This is a genomic window from Streptomyces sp. NPDC001604, from assembly GCF_042893475.1.
In the GTDB taxonomy this organism is placed as follows: Bacteria; Actinomycetota; Actinomycetes; order Streptomycetales; family Streptomycetaceae; genus Streptomyces.
The window spans coordinates 471,577-488,549 of record NZ_JBIAUY010000005.1; the positions used below are offsets into that span (position 1 = coordinate 471,577).

The following is a 16,973-nucleotide window of genomic DNA, read 5'->3' on the forward strand; positions in this document are numbered from 1 at the left end:
CTACTTGAAGCGCAGGGCCTTCATCAGCCGGAGGCTGCGGCTCATGAACTGCGCGTACTTCTCGTCGTCCATGCCCAGCGAGGGGGCCATCGGCAGGAGCCGCTGGTGGGCGACCGTCTGGGCCTCCGTGTACTTGAGGATGCCCTCGGAGCCGTGGCGGCGGCCGAGGCCGGAGTCCTTCATGCCGCCCATGGGCGACTGGACGCTGCCGTAGGCGGGGGCGTAGCCCTCGTTGACGTTCACGGTGCCCGTGCGCAGTCGGGAGGCGACCTCGCGGCCGCGGCTGCCGTTCTTCGTCCAGACCGAGGAGTTCAGGCCGTACGGCGTGGAGTTGGCGTGCTCGATCGCCTCCTCGTCGGTCTTGAAGCGGTAGATCGAGACGACCGGGCCGAAGGTCTCCTCGGTGCAGACCGACATCGGCTCGGTCACGCCGTCGAGGATGGTCGGCTCGAAGAAGTACGGGCCGATGTCGGGACGGGCGACACCGCCGGCGACGACCTTCGCGCCCTTCGCCACGGCCTCCTCGACATGGCGGGTGACGGTCTCCAGCTGGCGCTCGCCGACCAGGGAGCCCATGTCGGCGCCGTACGCGAGGGAGGTGCCGAGGCGCATGGCCTTGGTGCGGGTGGCGAAGCGCTCCAGGAAGGTGTCCGCGATCGACTCGTGGACGTACAGCCGCTCGATGGAGATGCAGAGCTGGCCGGCGGAGGAGAAGCAGGCGCGGACCGCGCCCGCGGCCGCCTTCTCGATGTCGGCGTCGTCCAGGACCAGCATGGCGTTCTTGCCGCCGAGTTCGAGGGAGACGCCGACCAGGCGGGCGGCGGCGCCCTGGGCGACCTCGCGGCCGGTGCGGGTGGAGCCGGTGAAGGAGACGTAGTCGGCGTGCTTGACGACCTCGGGGCCGACGACCGGGCCCTCGCCGAGGACGACCTGGAAGACGTCGGCCGGGAGGCCGGCCTCGATGAGCAGGTCGCGGGCCCACAGGGCGGTCAGACAGGTCTCGGTGTCCGGCTTCATGACGACCGCGTTGCCCGCCACGAAGGCCGGGAGCGCATCGCCGACGGAGAGTTCCAGGGGGTAGTTCCACGGGGCGATCTGACCGACCACACCGCGCGGGTGACGGAGTTCGGTGACCTTCGTCAGCGTCGGCATGGCGCCCGCGTGCCGCTTGGGCTTCAGATAGGCGGCGGCCCGGCGGCCGTAGTGGCGGCTCGCGACCGCGACGGCCTGGACCTCCTCGTGGGCGTGCAGCCGGGCCTTGCCGGTCTCCAGCTGGATCAGGTCGAGGACCTCGGCCTGGCGGGCGAGGATCAGGTCGTGGAAGCGGAGCAGGACGGCCGCGCGCTGCCGGACGGGGGTCTGCGCCCAGACCGCCTGGGCGGCGCGGGCCGCGTCGAAGGCCTTGGCGACGTCCTCGGGCGTGGACTCGGGCAGGTCGGCCAGCTTCTCGCCGGTGAACGGCGTGTGGTTGGCGGTGCGTCCGGAGCCGACCACGCCCTTGGTGAGCTGCGCGATCAGCTCGGGGGTGACCACGTCGGCGGCGGTACGGGCGCCTTCGGGGGCGGGGGCGAGGGGGTTCGTGCCGGTCTTGGCCTCGGCATGCGCTTCCGTCATGAGGCGCAGGGTATGACGGAGCGGGGCCTTTGGGTACCCGTCGGTAACGCGGCTTCACGCAGTACACACACGCCGCCAGTGCTCACTGGCAAGGTTTGCGCTGATCAGGCGTTGTGCGGGGACGACGGGGACTGGTTCAGGTTTTTCCGATCACGAGGCGGTCGCGTGCGCCTTTGAAGAGGGCGGTGCCCTTCTTCTCGGCCGGGGTGCCCTTGGGCATGTCCACGCGCAGCTCGAACATGCGCCCGTCGTCGGTGCGGATCATCAGCTGCATCACCCGCTCCGGGGTGCCGTCCAGACCGTAGGTGGTGTCGGCCTGGACGGCCTGGTAGCCGTGGAAGGTGGTGCGGGTGTACTGGGTGCGGGCGTCCCCGTTGTAGGAGTTCCAGTCGGCGTGCGCCTGCTGTGCCTGGGCCATCGGGGAGCGGGGGGCCTTGTCCCACTGGGTGAGGCGGATGGTGACCTTGCTGTCGGGCCCGTCGTACTCGACGAGGCGGGGCGGCCTCGCGGCGCTGCCTTCCCTGGCGGACTGCCGGTAGCGGCTCGGCAGGGCCAGCACGGCGTTCATGCCCTGCTCCCGGTGCGCGGTCCAGACGGTGGCGCTGGGGCCGGGGGTCTCCTCGCGGGCCGGGGCCTCGGTGAGGGTGGCGGTCCGTTCGGTGACGCCTCCGCTGTCGGTCTCGACGAAGTAGGGGGTGCCGAGCCATGCGCCTCCGACGAGCAGGGCGGCGAGCGCGGCGAGGGAGGTGCGGCGGCGCAGGCGGGCGCGCCTCGGGGCCGGGTCGGGGTGCGGGACGCTCGCCGTCGCGGGTTCGGCGGACGGCTCGGGACCGGACCGCTCGGGTGCCGGCCGGGGCCCCGAGGTGGGTGCGGTATCGGATTCCGGTACGGCCACGGGGGCCGCCGCCTCGGCCGGAGCGGCCGGCGTCTCCGGCACCGGCGCCGCTCCCAGCCGTACGGTCCCCAGGTCGTCGGCGAACTCCCGCAGCCCTGCCGTGCCCTGGGCCACCGTCTTACCGGCCTCGACCTGCGGCACCGGCCAGCCCTCCGCCACCGCCTCCAGTACCGCGCCGGTCTCCTTCGCGCCCGGCCGCTGCTCCGGGTCCTTCACCAGCAGCCGGGCGATCAGCGGGCCGAGCGGTCCGGCCTGTTTCGGCTCTGGGACCTCGGAGGCGATGACCGCGGCGAGCGTGGACTCCACCGTCGTACGCCGGAACGGGGAGACTCCCTCCACGGCCGCGTACAGCAGCACGCCCAGCGACCACAGGTCCGAGGCGGGACCGGCGCCCCGGCCCGACATGCGCTCGGGCGCGACGAACTCCAGGGAGCCGACGAACTCCCCGCTCACGGTGAGGGATTCCTCGCCCTGGACATGGGCGATGCCGAAGTCGGTGAGGACGACCCGGCCGTGCGCGCCGAGAAGGACGTTGGCGGGCTTGACGTCCCGGTGCACGATGCCGACGGCGTGCGCCGCGTCCAGGGCGCCGAGGACGGCGAGGCCGATACGGGCGGCCTCGGACGCCTCGACGGGACCGCGCCGGAGGACTTCGTGGAGGGACTCGCCACGGATCAACTCCATGACGATCCAGGGCAGTCCGTCCTCCTCGACCACGACGTCATGGATGGAGACGGCGGCCGGGTGGTCGACGCGGGCGGCGGCGCGGGCCTCGCGGTAGAGGCGGTGGGCGGCCCGCCGGTGGTGCTCGTCCTCCGGGTCACCGGGCAGCCGCGGCTGCTTGACGGCGACGTCCCGCTCCACGAGTTCGTCGTACGCCTGCCAGACGGTGCCCATGCCGCCCGAGCCGATGCGCTCGGTCAGCCGGTAGCGCCCGCCGAGCAGCCGACCTTCGCGCGTCTGTTCGCCGCCTGCACTCATGCCTCATGAGTACCTTGCGGAACGGGGACTTGTCGACGCGGGGCCCGTGTCACGGGGTCCAGCGGGCGAAGACGAGGGCGTCGCCGCGTCGCCGCACCTCCACGACCCCCGAGCCGCCGAAGTGCGCGGGGATCAGCAACTCGCCCTCGTCCACGGCTCGTTCGAGCACCCGGCGGCGGCTGGCGGCCGCCTGCCGGGGGTCCAGGCAGAAGCAGCTGCTGCACTCGGGGAGCAGGATCTGGACCGGGCTGTGCAGCAAGTCCCCGGCGAACACGGCCCGTTCACCGCGCGAGGCGACCCGCAGGACGGACGAGCCGGGGGTGTGGCCGGGGGCGGACTCCAGGGTGAGGTGCTCGTCGATGCGGTGCTCGCCGTCCCACAGCAGGGCCTGCCCGGACGTGTGCACGGGGGCGATGCTGTCCTCGTAGATCAGCCGGTCGTCCGGGCGCACGCCGCCGCCGTATCCGCCGCCGGGGCCGAAGTGGTGGTCGTCGGCGGCCGGGAGGAGGTAGGTGGCGTTCGGGAAGGCGGGGATCCAGTCGCCCTCCACGTCGTGGGTGTTCCAGCCGACGTGGTCGCCGTGGATGTGGGTGTTGACGACGACGTCGACGTCCTCCGGACGCACTCCGGCCTGCGCCAGACGCTCCGGGAAGTCGCCCTGCCGCTGGTGGAAGAGGGCGTTGCCGGGTCGCTCGCGGCCGTTGCCCACGCCGGTGTCGACGAGGACGGTGCGGCCGGCGCTGCGGAGCACCCAGGTCTGCAGCGCGACCACGACCCGGTCGCTGCCGGGCTCCCAGTGGTCCGGGACGAGTGCCTCCCGGTTGTCCTGCCACACCTCGGGGCCGACGCCCGGAACGAGGTCCCGGGCCGGGGCGTAGGGCGCCCGCCACTCGACGACCCGGACCACCTCGACGTCACCGATCATGAAACTCTGCACGTTCTCATCAGCCATGACAAGAACTCTAGAAGTGCTGCAGTGAGCAACCCAATGCCTGTCTGGCTCATTCGGATACGCTTACGTCTCATGGACGTGGTGAGTGACGCGATCTCCGCGATACGCATCGGACAGCCCTCCTCGAACCGGCTGCGGGTCGCCGGCACCTGGTGCACGCGGCTCGCCCCGTACGAGGGCGCCGGGTTCCACGTGGTCCTCGCGGGTGGCTGCTGGCTGCTGCCCGACGGAGGCGGCGAGCCGGTGACGCTGGGCGCCGGGGACGTCGTACTGCTGCCGCACGGGGCGGGGCATGTGCTGGCGGACGCACCGGGCGATACGACGCGAGCCGTGCCGTTCGAGGAGATGAGACGGTCCGCGGGGGCGCCGGGCGGGCGTGAGGTGGAGTTGCTGTGCGGCAAGTACCGCCTCGACCGCAGCCGGGTGCACCCGCTGCTCGCGGAGCTGCCGCAGGTCGTCCATCTGCCGAACCGGGTCGGCGCCCATCCCGAACTGCGCGCCGCCGTGGACCTGTTGGCCCGCGAGCTCGACGAGCGCCGCCCGGGCTCCTGCCTGGCCCTGCCGAGCCTGCTCGATCTGCTGCTGATCTACATGGTTCGGGCGTGGACGACGGAGGCGGACACGGCGACGGGTGCCTGGCCGGCCGTGCTCAGCGACCCGGTGACCACGGCCGCCCTCCGCGCCCTGCACTCGGACCCGGCCGCCCCGTGGACCAACGACCGGCTGGCCGCCGAGGCGGGCGTCTCCCGTGCCACGCTGGCCCGCCGGTTCACCGCCCTGGTCGGCCGTCCGCCCATGGCGTATCTGACCTGGTGGCGGCTGACCCGCACGGCCACGCTCCTGCGCGACACCGACGCCCCGCTGGCCTCGGTGGCCCGCGAGGCGGGATACAGCAGCCCGTACGCCCTGTCGCACGCGTTCAGCCGGGAGTTCGGGGTGACGCCGGGGAGGTACCGGGCGCAGGTGCGGCGCTGACGACGGGTCAGAGCTTGTCGACGGCGAGATTCGCGATCGCGGCCTGCGCGACCTCACGTCCGCGCGCGGTGAAGTCGCCCTTGCCCGGGTAGCTGACGATCAGCTTGTACAGGTCGCCGGCCGCGGACTTGTAGTAGAAGATCCGCACTTCGCGCGGGAGCGGGTGCTGGCTGTCGTTGCTCTTGTAGGCCACCGTGTTCTCGGCGGACGGCTTGTTCTTGTACGTCGTCAGCCTGGTCTTCGTCCTGGTCTCCGGGCCGCCCGGCATGTTCAGCTCGTACGCGCCGCTCTGCTTGAAGGTGCCGTTGTCGTCGTACATCTGGGCGGCCGCGGAGTCCTTGATGGCGCCGCCGGTGTCCTCGGACTTCTTCTGGAGGCTCAGGGTGATCCCGATCGCGCCGCTCAGGTCGCTGTAGGTGACCCAGTGGTTCTTGTCGGTCTTCCGGTCCGGCACCTGGCGCTGGTAGCCGTCCGGTACCGCCAGCGTGGCGGCCACGTCGCTCTCGTGGTGGGTCTTCCAGCCGTCGGGCAACGGGCCGGAGAAGGGATTCGCGATCACCAGCCAGGCCGCCAGCGCCGCCGCGAGGACGCCCGCGCCGGCGCCGAACCACGCCTTGCGGCCGAGCCGGAGCCCCTGGGTGACCACCCGCCCGGGCTGTGTGAGCTGCAGGGGTGCCGCGACCGGCGGGTTCGCGGTCTGCTCCAGCAGCGCCCGGACCTGAGCGGCGTTCGGACGCCTCGCCGGGTCCTTCTGCAGCAGACCGGTGATCAGCTCGGCCAGCGGTCCCGACGCCGAGGCGGGCGGTGCCGGCGTGGCGTTGAGGACCGACTGGAGGGTGGCCGGGGTGTTGCTGCGGCGGAACGGGGAGACGCCTTCCGTTGCCGCGTAGAGGACGACACCGAGGGACCAGAGGTCGGAGGCCGGGCCCGGGCGTTGGCCCAACACGCGTTCCGGGGCGATGAATTCGGGCGAGCCGACGAATCCGCCCGTGTCCGTCAGGCTGGTCTCGCCCTCGATCCGGGCGATGCCGAAGTCGGTGAGGACGACGCGGTCGTGGCGGCCGAGCAGCACGTTGTCCGGCTTGACGTCCCGGTGCAGGATGCCCGCCGCGTGCGCGGCCTCCAGCGCGCCGAGCACCTCCAGGCCGATCCTGGCGGCCTCGCGGGCGTCCAGCGTGCCCTCCTGGAGGGCGCTGCCGAGCGAACGGCCCTGCACCAGCTCCATCACGATCCACGGCCGGCCGTCGACGACCGCCACATCGTGGACGGTGACCACCGCCGGGTGGTCGAGCCGGGCCGCGGCGCGGGCCTCGCGACGCATCCGCTCGTAGACGTTGGCACGTTCGCGTTCGGGAAGATGGTCCGGGACGCGGGGTTCCTTGACGGCGACCTCGCGGTCGACGGTCTCGTCCTTGGCGCGCCACACCGTGCCCATGCCACCGTGCCCGAGCTTGGCCAGCAACCGGTAACGGCCCGCGACGAGACGTCCGGCGCCGGGCTCCGACTGCCGAGGTCTGGGAGGTTGCAGAACAAAACTCGTCGTGTCGTCGGACTCCTGGCCGACGCCCCCACTGCTGCTCATGGACCATCCATATCGCGCCAGACGCTCACGCAGCCAGGGCCGACGCATTCCGGTCACACACCCGTGACGTATCCCCCGGGAAATCCCGGACCCACGCCTCACCCGGCCACGAAGGTGTCCACCGCGACGTCGAAGTACTCCTTCGCCTCCCGCACCTTTCCGACCGGCGCCGACACCCACACGTCGTACATCCGGCCGCCCTCCTCCCAGCACAGGTCGTAGGTGTGCCGGGGGCCCTCGGCCGTGCTGAAGCCGTTCCAGGTGAACTCCCAGAGCGCGGCCGGTTGTCCGTGCTGGGTGGTCGAGACGACCCGGCCGTCGTGGTAGCCGGGGTTGGTGTCGGAACCGTTGGCGGCGGCGCGCCGCATCACTGCGAGCGGGCCGCCCGTGTCGGGGTCGGTGGCTTTGATGCCGAGGCGGAAGGTCTGCCCCGGTGACAGGTAGAAGACGCGCTCGCCCTGCGGTGAGCGGGTGAAGTCCTCCGGTACGGCGAGGGAGAAGCCGGCCGGGTCCTCGGCGACGCGGTAGCCGGAGGGGGCGGAGGGGCGGGTCGCCGTGACGGGGGACTTGGACGGCGTGCGCGAGGGGCTCGGCGTGGTGGAGGTGGGTGACGGCGACGCGCTCACCGAGGTTCGCGGCGGCGGACTGGTCGGCGTGCCACCCCCTTCGCCGCCCCGGTTCATGAGCAGCGCCGCCGCCGAGACCCCCGCCCCGGCCATCGCGGCGACCAGCAGGGCGGCCACCAGCACGCCCCGTGTGGAGCGCCTGGTCTCCACGGTGGGCGACGGCGTCGGTGCCGGCGTGGGCTGCGGCGTGCGCGGGCGGGGCACGTCGTGCTCGGTCGGTGTGTAAGTGGGGGGCAGGGCGGGGGTGCGGCCGGTGTCGCGGTAGGCGCGCAGCATGCGCTCGGCCTGCGCCGCGTCCAGCCGGCGGTCGGGATCGCGCTCCAGCAGGCCCAGGACGACGGGCAGCAGCGGCTCGGCCTGTGCCGGCGGCCGTATCTCGTCGAAGACGACCGCATGCAGGATGCCGCCGAGCGAGTCGCGCCGGAAGGGGGACTCGCCGCTCAGCGCGGTGCACAGCAGCGCGCCCAGCGACCACAGGTCGGACTCGGGGCCGGTCCTCGCCCCGGACATCCGCTCGGGCGCGGTGTACTCGGGCGAGCCGACGAAGGAGCCGGTCTCGGTGAGCGTGGTGGCGCCCGCGACCTGGGCGATGCCGAAGTCGGTGAGGACGACCCGGTCCGTGCCGGACTCCAGCAGGACGTTGGCGGGCTTGATGTCGCGGTGCAGCACACCGGCCTCGTGCGCCGTGCGCAGGGCGCTGAGCAGGGCGACGCCGACCCGGGCGGCCTCGGCCGGGGCGAGCGGTCCGCGCTGGGAGATGCGGTCGGCGAGGGAGCCGCCGTCGATCAACTCCATGACGATGTAAGGGCGTTCGTCGTGCTCGACGACATCGTGGACGACGATGATGTGCGGGTGGCGCAACTGTGCCACCGCACGCGCCTCACGCAGGGTGCGGTCGCGCTGCCGCCTGGTCTCCTCCGCGGACAGCGTCTCGTCGAGGTCGAGGGGAAGCTCCTTGACCGCCACCTGCCTGCCGAGCAGCTCGTCGGTCGCCCGCCACACCACACCCATGCCACCGCGCCCGAGTCTCGCCTCGAGCCGATAACGGCCCGCTATGACACGGACGCCTTCCCCCTCGGTCCCCATGCGCCCCATCATGCCCCACCGGACGGATGTGCTCCGCTGCGGCGATTCGGCCAACCCCCGTCCGGCCCAACGATTACGGGGAGGTCTTCTCCTGCCAGCCCTGCAGGACCCACCTGAACTGCTTGCTCGTGGTGGCCCAGTCGGCAGCGGGCGACGAGATGTAGATCGCGTACTCGGTGCCGTCCCCGGACATGTACGTCTCCTCGACGGCACGGCGCGGACCGGGGAAGGGCACCTCAGGCTGCCCCTCCAGCGCGGTCCAGTTGTACTCCCAGACGGAGCCGGGCCGGTCGCGGTAGATGTTCGTTTCCAGCCGTACGCGGTGATAGTCGGCGAAGCGCCGCTGGAGCTGGTGCTCGAGGCTCACCTGGTGGGAGTAGGCGTCCTTGAAGTCCGGTGCGGTGTCCAGGGCGATGCGGACGAAGTGCTTGCCCTTGTCGGGTGTGTAGTCGACCTGCTTGATCTCGCCGGAGACGCCGAAGACCTTCCGGCTCCAGCCCTTGGGCAGATAGAGACTGAACCCCCAGGGGTCGTCGTAGCGCTGCCATGCCGCAGGAACGGTTCCGTTGGCGTTCGGGCTGGGCGAGCTCGTGGGCGTCGGGCTCTGCGTCGTGGTGCCACCCGCCGTGCTGCTCGGCGTTTTCTTGTCCCACGACTGGAATGCCACGGCCACGCCTCCGCCGACGATCGCCGCGAGGGCGATCGAGAGGACGACGGTACGCAGGCGACGGCGCTTCGGCGCGGGACCGGTGCTCGTCCGGTGCTCCGGGCCCAGCCCGGTCGGCCCGATCGACGTCGGCCCGGTGGCCGGCGGGTACGGCGTGGCGGAGCCCGTCTGCGGTCCCGTGCCGGAGCCGGTGCGCGGCCCCGTGGCGGTGGTCCCCGTCTCGTAGCGGGAGCCGGTGTGCTGCGTCGGAACGTACGCCTGCGCCGCGTTCGACCGCCGGCCCTCCGCAGCCTCGGCGAGCATCTGCTCGGCCTCGGCCGCGGACGGCCGTGCGGCGGGATCCTTGTGCAGCAGCGCGGCCATGACGGGCCCCAGCGGACCGGCGTGCTGCGGATCGGCTGCGTTCTCCTCCACGACCGCCTGCATGGTGGACAGCGGCGAGGTGCGGCGGAACGGCGAGCGGCCCTCCACCGCCGTGTACAGCGTGGCGCCCAGCGCCCACAGGTCGGAGGCGGGGCCCGGGTCGTGGCCGCGGACCCGCTCGGGGGCGAGGTAGTCGACGGAGCCGACGACCTCTCCGGTACGGGTGATCGTCGTGTCGCCCTCGATCTGGGCGATGCCGAAGTCGGTGAGCAGGACGCGGCCGTCGTGCCCGATGAGGACGTTGCCCGGCTTCACATCGCGGTGCAGCACTCCGGCGGCGTGCGCGGCACGCAGCGCGCGCAGCACCCACAGTCCGATGCGCGCGGTCTCGGTGGGCTCGACGCGGCCCCGCTCCTTGACGGCGTCGGCCAGCGAGTAGCCCTCGACGAGCTCCATCACGATCCACGGGCGGCCGTCGTGTTCCAGCACGTCGTGCACGGTGACCACGGCCGAGTGGTTGATGCGCGCGGCGGCGCGCGCCTCCGCCCGGGTGCGCGCGAGGAGCCGCTCCTGTTCGCTCTCGGACACATAGAGCGCGGCGGTCAACTCCTTGATGGCGACAGCACGGTGCAGCACCTCGTCGTGTGCGCGCCACACACGGCCCATGCCGCCGCTGCCGATCGAGTCGGCGAGCCGGTAGCGGCCCGCGACAAGCTGGCCCTGCATCTGATTCACGTTGCCCCGCAATGCTCTTGACAGGGTCAGACTAAGGACCGGCCCGTCAACTGGGAACAACGGGGGTCCCAAGGAGACCGCACTGTGACGGTTGTCGCGTCGGGGCCCGGCCAGCAACCGTTTTCAACTCACGGACCGTTCGCAGACGGGGTCAGCCCGTCACCTGATACGTGGCCGACGCCTGCTCGTACAGCTTCGTCACCTCGTCCCGCTGCGACTCGGGACCGCGCACCTGCACGATGTGGTACCGCCCGTCGATGAGCATCACGAGGTTGCGCACATACAGGTCGTTGCCTCCGGCGTCGGTCCAGGTGAACTGTCCCTCGGCCATGGTCCGGGTTCCCACCGTGACGGTGCGCAGCCCGGTCGCGGTGGCCCAGCTGGAGCTGCGGTACGGCTGCAACTCGTGCTCCGTGTCCCGCTGGTACGCCATCGGGTCGCTGCCGTAGGTGACCGCGCCGTCGCGTCCCTTCACGACGATGAGCTCGAAGGCGCCGTGCGAGTACACCACCTGGTTCCAGCTGTTCTTTCCGGCCCGGGACCAGCCCTTGGCCACGGCGATCCGGAAGCCCTCCGGGTCGCCCCGCAGCGTGAAACCGTCGGCGACGGCCGGTCCGGTGGTCTGGCTCTCGGTCGCGGTGGCCGAATTCGAGGGGCTGTCCTCGGACTTGGGCGAGGTCTGGTCGGGGCGTGGCTGACTGCTCGCGCCCTGGCCGGACTGCTCGGGCGCGGTGCTGACCTCCCCCGCACTGCCGGTACGGTCGCTGCCGGCATCCTTCTGCCCGGCCTTCGGCATGAAGAGCACGGCGTACGCGACCGCCGCGGCCAGCAGGAGCAGTATCAGCACCAGCAGGGTGCGGCCGAGGCTGCGCGGCGAACGCGCCTGCTCCCTGGCCCGCTTGTGCCGTCCGTGCGCACTGGTCGCGGGTAGCCCGGCGCGCCGCCTGCGCACCAGCTCGCCCCGCCGCCGTACGATCGGCAGCCGGTTCGGGTCGGCAGGGGGCGCCGCGATGACGTGCGCACCGGCGTCGGGTTCGGGCGCGGACCGCACGAGGGACCGCAGCCAGCCCCTGAGCTCCTCGAAGTCCAGCCGCTCGGTCGGGTCCTGACGCAGCAGCGACTCCACGACCGGCCTGAGCGGCCCGCACTCCTCCGCGAAGGCGGGCGGCTCGGCGCACACCATCTGCACCAGCTCGGCCGTCGACTCCTCCGGATACGGCGCATGCCCCTGTACGGCCCTGAACAGCAGCGCCCCGAGCGCCCACAGGTCGGTCGCGGGTCCGATGGGCGCCGCCAGCTGCCAGTTCTCGTGCACGGGCCCGGCCTGCTCCGGCGCCCACCGCTCGGTCACGGGCCCCACCACGGCCATCCGCGCCTGTCGGGCCCGCTCGGCGGCGAGCGGGGTGGCGGGGCCCCGCGGGGCGGGGGTGCCGGCCACGAGGTCGTCCCAGCGGCTGGGGGGCGCGAGGCCCGTGGGGGGAGCCTTGTCGAGGCGGGGGGTGGGAACGCCGGAGGCCGAGGGCGCACCGGCGCCGGGCGCCGAGGTGCCGCCGTTGCCGTAGGGGCTTCCGCCGGGGTAGGAGCCGCCGTAGCCCGGCGGGAGTGCCGTACGGCCGCCCTGGCCCGCGAGACCGGCCGCTTCACCGCTCTCGACGGCCGGTGCCCCGCCTGCTCCGCTCCGGGGCGCAGCCCCGTGCCAGGCGCTCACGCCGTACGGGTCGGCTATCTGCCCCGGCGGGTTCGTGGTGCGCGGCGAGGTCTCGACGCCCTCGCCGGAAGCGTGCGGCTGGGCCGTGCCGTTGGCCTGTGAGGCGGGGCCGCCCTCGGGCGCGGAACGGGCACCGGGCAGTGCCGCCCGCCCGCTCTGCTGCGCCTCCTGGACCCTGGCCGCGGCCCGGGCACCCGCCCGGTACGCGGCGATCGCCCCCGCCCGCGCGGCCCGGATGTCCCCGCCGGTCTCCAGGGCCTTGGGCGCGAGCGCACCCGGCGCCCCCGCCCCGTTCGCCGTGTCCGCCCCGGCGCTCGGCAGCCCCCCGGCGGTGCGCGCCCGGATGGCGGCACGCCGAGCGGCCTCGGGGTCGCCGCCCCCGGGACCGCCTTGAGCACCCTGGTATCCGGTCGGGCCCTGGGCGGTCGGCGCTCCCTGGACACCTGGCAGAGCCGGTCCACCCGGCTCACCCGCGGAACCGCCCGCAGCTCCGAACCCGGCGTCCCCGTCACCCTCCGGAGCCGGCACCGGGTCGTACCCGCACAGCGCCTCCTCCGCCGCGCCGACCGCGAGCCCGGTCAGCATCACCCGGCCGTCGTCGCAGACCAGCACCGTACGGGCCGTGATGTTCCGGTGCACCCAGCCATGGGCGTGCAGCACCCGCAGCGCCATCAGGACGTCGGAGGCCACCTCGGCCGCCCGATACGGCGTGAGCGGCTTCTCGGCGAGCAGCGCCGCCAGCGGCCGTGCCGACACCAACTCGCTGACGATCCACAGCGAGCCGCCCTCGGCGAAGACGTCGAAGACCTGGTCGAGCCGAGGATGGTCGGGGATCTGCGCCGCGGCCTGCGCGGCCTCGACCGCGCGCCGTACCGCGGGGTCGGTGGGCCGCCGCACCCCGGTGCGCGGCGCGGACCGACCGCTCCCCCGCTGCCGCGGGTCGCGCGCCGTGAAACCGTCCGGCAGCCCCTCCGCGTCGAGCACCTCCGCCTCGACGACTTCCGGCAACGGCACCTGCCTGACCAGGACTTCCTGACCGCTGTAGGTGTCGAAGGCGCGGGTGTCGGTGAGTTCGTACTCGTCGGCGGGTGGCAGCGGCAGGCGGTAGCGGTCGGCAAGAACCCGTCCCGCATAGTCGTCCACGTTGCCTCCCCCGGCCGCCCGGTTGGTCAATTCCGTTCGCCTTGCGTCCCGTTCCGCACCCATACCTGGATGCGTACGGTCCGCAAACACTCACGATACGTGCCGGAGGCAACCCGCAATGAGGGGATGCCAGATCTCACGGCTCAAACACGGGTTCGGTCACATCACGACTTGGGTTCGAACGTCTTCGCCAGGGTGCTCCAGGTGGCCTTACGCAGGTCACTGTCCCAGTTCGCGGCTTTCGCCGTGTACATCAGCGCATATCCGAGATGCTCGCTGACGACGAACCCGCGGTCGATCGTCCGGTACTCCGTCCCGCTCTCGACATAGGTGAACTCCCAGTCGGCCGTGTTCCAGCCACGGTAGTCCACCTGCTCTATCCGGATCTTCTGGTACTGCGAGCGCGTCATGTAGCGCTCCTGGTTCTTCCAGTCGGCCACCGGGTCGCCCTTGGGCGTGGACGTCCAGGCGACGAGCAGCTTCTGCCCGTCGGGACCGGTGAACCGGTCCCCGGCGGAACTCGCCGACTGGTACTTCCACCCCTTGGGCAGTCCTATCGAGTACCCCTGGCTCCCCGCGTACGTCGTCTGCACCGCGCTGTCGTCCCCGGACGATCCGCCGGCTCCCGCACTGCCGCCGCCGGAGGCGGTCGGGCTGTTGCTGGGAGTGCCGCCGTCCGTCGACGCCGACCCGGACTGCGAGTCGGCTCCGCCCGCACGGGTGCCGCCGCTCGCGTCCTGCTTGGTGCGGGCACCGGCGGAGGCACTGGTCGCGGCCTTCCCGCCGCCGTGCTTGCCGCCGTTCGAGCTCTTGCCGTCCCCGCCGAGCACGACGGCCAGCACGGTCCCGACCACGGCGAGCACGACCACCACCGCGATGATCACGAGCGTCCGCTTCGGCACCACGTCGGTGAGCGGCGCCCTCGGCACGGGCCGCGGCGGCAGGTCCGGCGGCGGCACGACCGGCCACCCCGAGCTGCGCCCACCGGCCTGTGCATTCGCCCCCTGCGCCCCGCTCTCCCGGCCCCCGGAAGCCGCACCGGCCGACGAGGCCGAGGCACCCGCGGAACCCGAAGCCGCGGATGAACCGGAACCGGCAGCGCCACCGGAAGCGGCTCCCGAAGCCGCAGAGGACGGCGACGCGGCCGACCGCGGAGCCGGAGGCACCGCGGGCAGCGGAGTGGTGGGAGCGGGAGGGGCCGGAGGAGCCGAGGAACCGGCCGCTCCCGACGCCCCGGCGGACTTGGTGCCGCCGGACGCCGAACCGCCCGTACCGCTCGCCGACCTGCCGCGGGTCGCAGCCGCCGAACCGGCCACCGCTCCCGCCGCCACGGCGGCCTTCCGCACGGAACGCAGCGCCCCGCGCAGCTTCTCCGCCGCCTCCTCGCCCCGCTTGCTCCCGGAACCGCCCGAACTCCCCTTGCCCTTGGGCGCATCGGGCTGCACCGGCAGCGGCACCACCCGCGTCGCGTCCAGCGGCGGCTCCGGCTCGGCCTCCTTCGGCTCGGGCGCGTGGATCACGCGGTTGAGCATCGCCCGCGCCCCCGCGTCGTCGAGCCGCTTGGCGGGATCCTTGGTCAGCAGACCGTAGATGACGTCCCTCAGCGGCCCCGCGTTCTTCGGCTCCTCCATCGGCTCGGTCATCACCGCGGTGAGGGTGGCGATCGCGGAACCCTTGTCGTACGGCGGCACGCCCTCGACGGCCGCGTACAGCAGTCCGCCGAGCGACCACAGGTCGGCCGCGGGGCCCGGCTTGTGACCCCGGGCCCGCTCCGGGGAGATGTAGGAGGGCGCGCCGACGAGCATGCCGGTCGAGGTGATGGACGGGTCGCCCTCGACCTGGGCGATACCGAAGTCGGTGAGCACGACCCGGTCGGTGTCGGACTCCAGAAGCACGTTGGACGGCTTCACGTCACGGTGCAGGATGCCCTCGCGGTGCGCCGAGCGCAGCACGTCGAGGATCGCCAGTCCGACCTCGGCGGCCCGCTTCGGCTCCAGCAGGCCGTCCTCCCGGATGACCTCGGCAAGCGACTTGCCCTCGACGAGTTCCATCACGATCCACGGCCGGTCGTCCTCCTCGACCACGTCGAAGACCGTCACCGCGCTGTTGTTGCGGATCCGCGCGATCGCCTTGGCCTCGCGCAATGTCCGTGTGATCAGCCGGCGTTTCTCGTCCTCGTCGATGTTCGACGGGAACCGCAGCTCCTTGACGGCGACCGTCCGGCCGAGGGTCTCGTCCTCGGCCCGCCACACCGTGCCCATGCCGCCGCGGCCGAGCACCCTCCCCAGCCGGTACCGCCCGGCGAGAAGACGCTCGCTGTTGTCCTGACGAGTGTCCTGACGAGATGTCCCCGCCCGCTCCGCCTCCGACATGCGTCCCCTCATGCAACCCGCCCTGACAGAGCCTCCATTGTCCCTCACCCGACAAGTGCCCGACGCCCAGGGTGCCCGTGGCACCGTACGAGCAGCCCGTGCGCCCCGGACCCCGCCGGGCCGCGCGTCGCGTCACCCTGGATGATGGGCCGCGACAAGGGAGGAGCTCGCGATGCCGCCGCTCAGGACGCTACTGGCCGCGCCCGTGTCGCTGGTGCTCCTCACCCTGTCCCCGCCCTCGTCCTCGGCGCCCGCGGCACCGGCCACGGACACCCTCCTGCCCCTGCTGGTCACGCAGGGCGGAGCCCCCGCCGCAGCCCTTCTCGCCCGCGAGGACTCCGGCACCCGCTACGCGCGGGCCGGCCGCGGCATCGCCCGTGCCGACCGCTTCCGCGCCGGCAGCATCACGAAGACCTTCATCGCCACGGTCGTCCTGCAACTCGCGGCGGAACACCGCCTGTCCCTGTCCGACACCGTCGAGCAGCATCTGCCCGGCCTGGTGCACGGAGCAGGAAACGACGGCCGCAGGATCACCCTGCGCGCCCTGCTCACCCACACCAGCGGCCTGAACGACTTCACCGCGGAGACCGGAGGCCTCGTTCCCCTCTCCCCTCGTCAGTCCGTACGCATCGCCCTCACCCACCCCCCGGCCGCCCCCGGCCGCTACTCGTACTCGAACACCAACTACGTGCTGCTCGGCATGGTCATCCAGCAGGTCACCGGCCACTCGTACGCCACCGAGGCCGAGCGCCGCATCGTCGTTCCGCTGGGTCTGACGGGCACCTCCTTCCCCGGCTCCCGCACCTCTCTGCCCTCTCCGCACGGCCGCGCCTACGCCACCGACGGAGCCGACGTCACCGAACTCGACCCGCGGGTGGCCGGAGCCGCGGGCGAGCTGGTGACCACGCTCGCCGACCTGGACCGCTTCTACGCGGCCCTGCTGGGCGGCGAACTGCTGCCCTCGCGCCTGCTGCGCGAGATGCGCGACACCCGCACCGCACACGGCCTGTACGGCATGGGCCTGCTTCCCGAGAAGCTGCCGTGCGGCATCACGGTGTGGGGACACAACGGACGCATCACCGGCAGCTACGTGCGCACCGCAGCCACCGCCGACGGCCGGCATGTCCTCACCTTCCGCGTGAACACGACGGCGATCGCAGACCCCGGCCTCGAACCGGCCCTGCTCGCCGCCGAGTTCTGCCCTCGCACTCCGTAGAACGGCCGGGTTCCGAACGGAGATCCCGGATCGCGCCACCCGTTCGAGTGATCTGCGG

General features: G+C 72.7%; 10 protein-coding genes. 2 read left to right on the forward strand and 8 right to left on the reverse strand.

Annotated features, from left to right (window positions below; translation table 11 throughout):
• The 3 genes from ACFY1E_RS18110 to ACFY1E_RS18120 all read right to left on the reverse strand — a co-directional run bounded on the left by ACFY1E_RS18110 (position 1) and on the right by ACFY1E_RS18120 (position 4,442).
• The gene (locus ACFY1E_RS18110; RefSeq protein ID WP_389076830.1) at positions 1-1,614 is read right to left on the reverse strand and encodes a succinic semialdehyde dehydrogenase; all 1,614 of its coding nucleotides are present in this window, start codon (positions 1,612-1,614) and stop codon (positions 1-3) included.
• A gap of 136 nt (positions 1,615-1,750) precedes the next feature.
• Positions 1,751-3,490 (reverse strand): serine/threonine-protein kinase, encoded by a 1,740-nt coding sequence (locus ACFY1E_RS18115; protein WP_389076833.1) that lies wholly within the window; start codon positions 3,488-3,490, stop codon positions 1,751-1,753.
• Between the two features lie 49 nt (positions 3,491-3,539).
• A complete protein-coding gene (locus ACFY1E_RS18120) occupies positions 3,540-4,442 on the reverse strand; it encodes an MBL fold metallo-hydrolase (protein WP_389076835.1) in 903 nt (300 codons plus the stop codon).
• Between the two features lie 72 nt (positions 4,443-4,514).
• On the opposite strand from ACFY1E_RS18120, the gene ACFY1E_RS18125 reads away from it, so the two are divergent.
• Complete coding sequence (locus ACFY1E_RS18125; protein ID WP_389076837.1) at positions 4,515-5,417, forward strand: AraC family transcriptional regulator; 903 nt, start codon at positions 4,515-4,517, stop codon at positions 5,415-5,417.
• A gap of 7 nt (positions 5,418-5,424) precedes the next feature.
• Here ACFY1E_RS18125 and ACFY1E_RS18130 read toward each other — a convergent pair whose 3' ends face one another.
• The 5 genes from ACFY1E_RS18130 to ACFY1E_RS18150 form a co-directional block, all read right to left on the reverse strand.
• Positions 5,425-6,999 (reverse strand): serine/threonine-protein kinase, encoded by a 1,575-nt coding sequence (locus ACFY1E_RS18130; protein WP_389076839.1) that lies wholly within the window; start codon positions 6,997-6,999, stop codon positions 5,425-5,427.
• Between the two features lie 98 nt (positions 7,000-7,097).
• Complete coding sequence (locus tag ACFY1E_RS18135) at positions 7,098-8,711, reverse strand: serine/threonine-protein kinase (protein ID WP_389076842.1); 1,614 nt, start codon at positions 8,709-8,711, stop codon at positions 7,098-7,100.
• Positions 8,712-8,784: 73 nt separating this feature from the next.
• Entirely contained in the window at positions 8,785-10,467 is a 1,683-nt protein-coding gene (locus ACFY1E_RS18140; RefSeq protein ID WP_389076845.1) for a serine/threonine-protein kinase, read from the reverse strand.
• Positions 10,468-10,627: 160 nt separating this feature from the next.
• Complete coding sequence (locus tag ACFY1E_RS18145; protein WP_389076847.1) at positions 10,628-13,327, reverse strand: protein kinase; 2,700 nt, start codon at positions 13,325-13,327, stop codon at positions 10,628-10,630.
• 164 nt (positions 13,328-13,491) lie between these two features.
• Positions 13,492-15,699, reverse strand: coding sequence for a serine/threonine-protein kinase (locus ACFY1E_RS18150; RefSeq protein ID WP_389076976.1), 2,208 nt, complete (start codon positions 15,697-15,699; stop codon positions 13,492-13,494).
• A gap of 172 nt (positions 15,700-15,871) precedes the next feature.
• On the opposite strand from ACFY1E_RS18150, the gene ACFY1E_RS18155 reads away from it, so the two are divergent.
• The gene (locus ACFY1E_RS18155; protein ID WP_389076849.1) at positions 15,872-16,915 is read left to right on the forward strand and encodes a serine hydrolase domain-containing protein; all 1,044 of its coding nucleotides are present in this window, start codon (positions 15,872-15,874) and stop codon (positions 16,913-16,915) included.
• Positions 16,916-16,973 lie beyond the last annotated feature (58 nt).

Excerpts from the sequence above, each read along its gene's own strand:
- ACFY1E_RS18120 (WP_389076835.1), bottom strand. The coding sequence starts at position 4,442 with ATGGCTGATGAGAACGTGCAGAGTTTCATGATCGGTGACGTCGAGGTG.
- ACFY1E_RS18155 (WP_389076849.1), top strand. The coding sequence starts at position 15,872 with ATGCCGCCGCTCAGGACGCTACTGGCCGCGCCCGTGTCGCTGGTGCTC.
- ACFY1E_RS18110 (WP_389076830.1), bottom strand. The coding sequence starts at position 1,614 with ATGACGGAAGCGCATGCCGAGGCCAAGACCGGCACGAACCCCCTCGCC.
- ACFY1E_RS18150 (WP_389076976.1), bottom strand. The coding sequence starts at position 15,699 with ATGTCGGAGGCGGAGCGGGCGGGGACATCTCGTCAGGACACTCGTCAG.
- ACFY1E_RS18130 (WP_389076839.1), bottom strand. The coding sequence starts at position 6,999 with ATGAGCAGCAGTGGGGGCGTCGGCCAGGAGTCCGACGACACGACGAGT.
- ACFY1E_RS18125 (WP_389076837.1), top strand. The coding sequence starts at position 4,515 with ATGGACGTGGTGAGTGACGCGATCTCCGCGATACGCATCGGACAGCCC.
- ACFY1E_RS18140 (WP_389076845.1), bottom strand. The coding sequence starts at position 10,467 with ATGCAGGGCCAGCTTGTCGCGGGCCGCTACCGGCTCGCCGACTCGATC.
- ACFY1E_RS18135 (WP_389076842.1), bottom strand. The coding sequence starts at position 8,711 with ATGGGGACCGAGGGGGAAGGCGTCCGTGTCATAGCGGGCCGTTATCGG.
- ACFY1E_RS18115 (WP_389076833.1), bottom strand. The coding sequence starts at position 3,490 with ATGAGTGCAGGCGGCGAACAGACGCGCGAAGGTCGGCTGCTCGGCGGG.